The 2,178-nt window shown below is 69.6% G+C and carries 3 protein-coding genes; all 3 read right to left on the bottom strand.

The genetic code is table 11. The annotated features are described in order from the left end of the window. A partial coding sequence (locus tag GWK61_RS60435; RefSeq protein WP_194922230.1) for a hypothetical protein occupies positions 1-393 on the bottom strand: 393 nt, incomplete at its 3' end. A 1,070-nt stretch (positions 394-1,463) separates the two neighbouring features. After that, positions 1,464-1,643, bottom strand: a complete 180-nt coding sequence (locus GWK61_RS54195; RefSeq protein ID WP_194922229.1) for a hypothetical protein — start codon at positions 1,641-1,643, stop codon at positions 1,464-1,466. A gap of 84 nt (positions 1,644-1,727) precedes the next feature. After that, positions 1,728-2,178 (bottom strand): MmyB family transcriptional regulator (locus GWK61_RS54190; protein WP_438939839.1); only part of this gene is annotated, 451 nt, incomplete at its 5' end.

Genomic DNA, 2,178 nt, shown 5'->3' with positions numbered 1-2,178 from the left:
GTGGGCGTCGGGGTCGGTGTCGGCGTGGGGGTGGGCGTCGGCGTTGGCGTCGTGGGCGGTGTGGTCGGCGGCGTGGGCGACCACGGGGTGGTCGGGCCCGACGAGGTCCAGGGAGTGCTCGGCGGGGTCGACGGCCAACTCGGGACAGGGCTCGGCGAGCTCCACGACGAGCTCGGCGCCGGAGTCGAGGGCAGGGTGCCGCTCGGCGAGGTCGACGGCTGGCTGGAGTTCGAGGGCGTGGACGGCACGCTGCTCGACGGTGTGCTCGACGGTGTGGACGGCAGGGTGCTGCTCGGCGAGGTCGGCGGCGTGGTGCCGGTCGGCACGCCCGACGGGCCGCCGGTCGGGCGAACGCTGCTCGGAGCGCCGGTGGGGCCGCTGGTCGCGATGCACGTCGGAATGCTGGTGGGGACTCCGGTCGGGATGCCGGTCGGCAGGCCGGTGGGAACTCCGGTCGGGACTCCCGTGGGAAGGCCGGTCGGAACGCCGCCGCTGGTCGGGATGCCGGTCGGAACACCGGTTGGAAGGCCTGTGGGGAGCCCGGTGGGCACTCCGGTCGGCAGACCGGTGGGAAGGCCTGTCGGGATCCCGCTCGGACCACCGTGTCCGCAAGGATCGGTGGGGCAGGTCGGGGAACTAGTGGGCAATCCTGTCGGAATCCCGGTCGGGATCCCCGTGGGTACGCCTGTCGGAATCCCGGTTGGGATCCCCGTCGGTATGCCTGTTGGAATCCCGGTTGGGATCCCCGTGGGTACGCCCGTCGGAATCCCAGTCGGGACACCCGTGGGCACCCCTGTCGGAACCCCGGTCGGAATCCCAGTGGGAACCCCCGAAGGCACACCCGTCGGAACCCCGCTGGGCCCCCCGCCAGTCCCCACGCCGCAAGCCGCAGGCTCCTTCCCGCCATGCGTGAAGGCCAAAGCCGCCGTCACCGTCAGCCCGACCAGAGTTACCGCGCTCGCGAGCGTAGCCCCGTTGCGGGCAGCGGTAGACAAACCCCTCACCACGAATCCCCACCCCTGTGAATTACTGAAGTCCCCAACCGGCAGAACCCGCCGGGCGACGATCAGCGCGGCAATCAAGGCACTGAGATCAACTCGGCGGGGCGGCTCAGTGTATCGACGTCCACCGTCCGAGGCGTCCTGCGTTCGACGTGCTCTGTAGTACGCATTCGGACCGGCTTGCCGAACCCGGTGCTGCCCGGGCCTGGACCAGAACTATCTGCGAGGCGCCTCGACCGGTTTCGACCCATGCGGAACGAAGGGCGGGGCACATTCCGGCGCTGCGCGTGTCCTTCTGTGGACGGCGACCGTTTGGTGCAACTCCTACTATCAGGGCAACGGCCTGTACAACCAGGACGCGTCGCTCTCGTTCGCGTTCTGATCGCTCGGCCCGAGCCGTGTGTGGAGTCGGGTGTGCCCAACTCCACACACGGTTCTTCAGGGCATGTGTCGCCTGACGGCCTAGTTGCTGCTCGTGACCGGTGGGCTGTACGGGGGAAAGAAGTAGCTCGGATCGAAGCCTGCTGCGATCGGGTGGATCTCGAAGTTGGCGCACGCGGGGCCGTCGGTCAGGCTCGGTTTGCCGGCTGGGAACTGTTTCTCCGCGCCGCCGGACGGCAGGGTGACGTCGAACGTTGCCACGAGGGCGCACTGGCTTCCGAAGTTCGTTCCGTGGTTGCGACCAATTCTCGCGAGAACGGTGAGTCCGATGGAGAAGTTAGGTGCTCAGGGCGTAGAGGCCAGCGATGCGGTCGAGCTCTCCTCGATCAGCTCCGGGCGCGGCGCGCTCGCCTGTCGGAGCAGCGCGAGGGCGGCCTCGGACGGGGAGTCGGCGGGTGCCGTGCACACCACGAGCAGCTGCTCCGGGGAGCGGAGGAGCGCCAGCGACTGCTGCGTCACCGTCAGCGGGCCGACCGTGGGGTGGTGCAGGTCGTAGCTCGTTGCGTCGCAAGGGGTGACGCGGTGGTCCCGCCACAGTGCCACGAACTCAGGGCTCTTCATCGTCAGCTCGCCGATCAGCTCTGCCAGCAGCAGGTCCTCCGGGTGGCGGCCTGCGACGGCGCGCAGGTTGCCGACGACGGCGCGCGCCTTGCGGTTCCAGTCCTGGTACAGCTCGCGGGAGTGGGGGTCGAGGAACAGCATCCGGCTCATGTTGGGGCGGTGGGCCGGGTTGCGG

The sequence above is a fragment of the Catenulispora rubra genome (assembly GCF_015356825.1).
GTDB lineage: Bacteria > Actinomycetota > Actinomycetes > Streptomycetales > Catenulisporaceae > Catenulispora > Catenulispora rubra.
The sequence above is the reverse complement of the archived record's forward strand: the minus strand, read 5'-3'. Positions and strand labels throughout refer to the sequence as shown.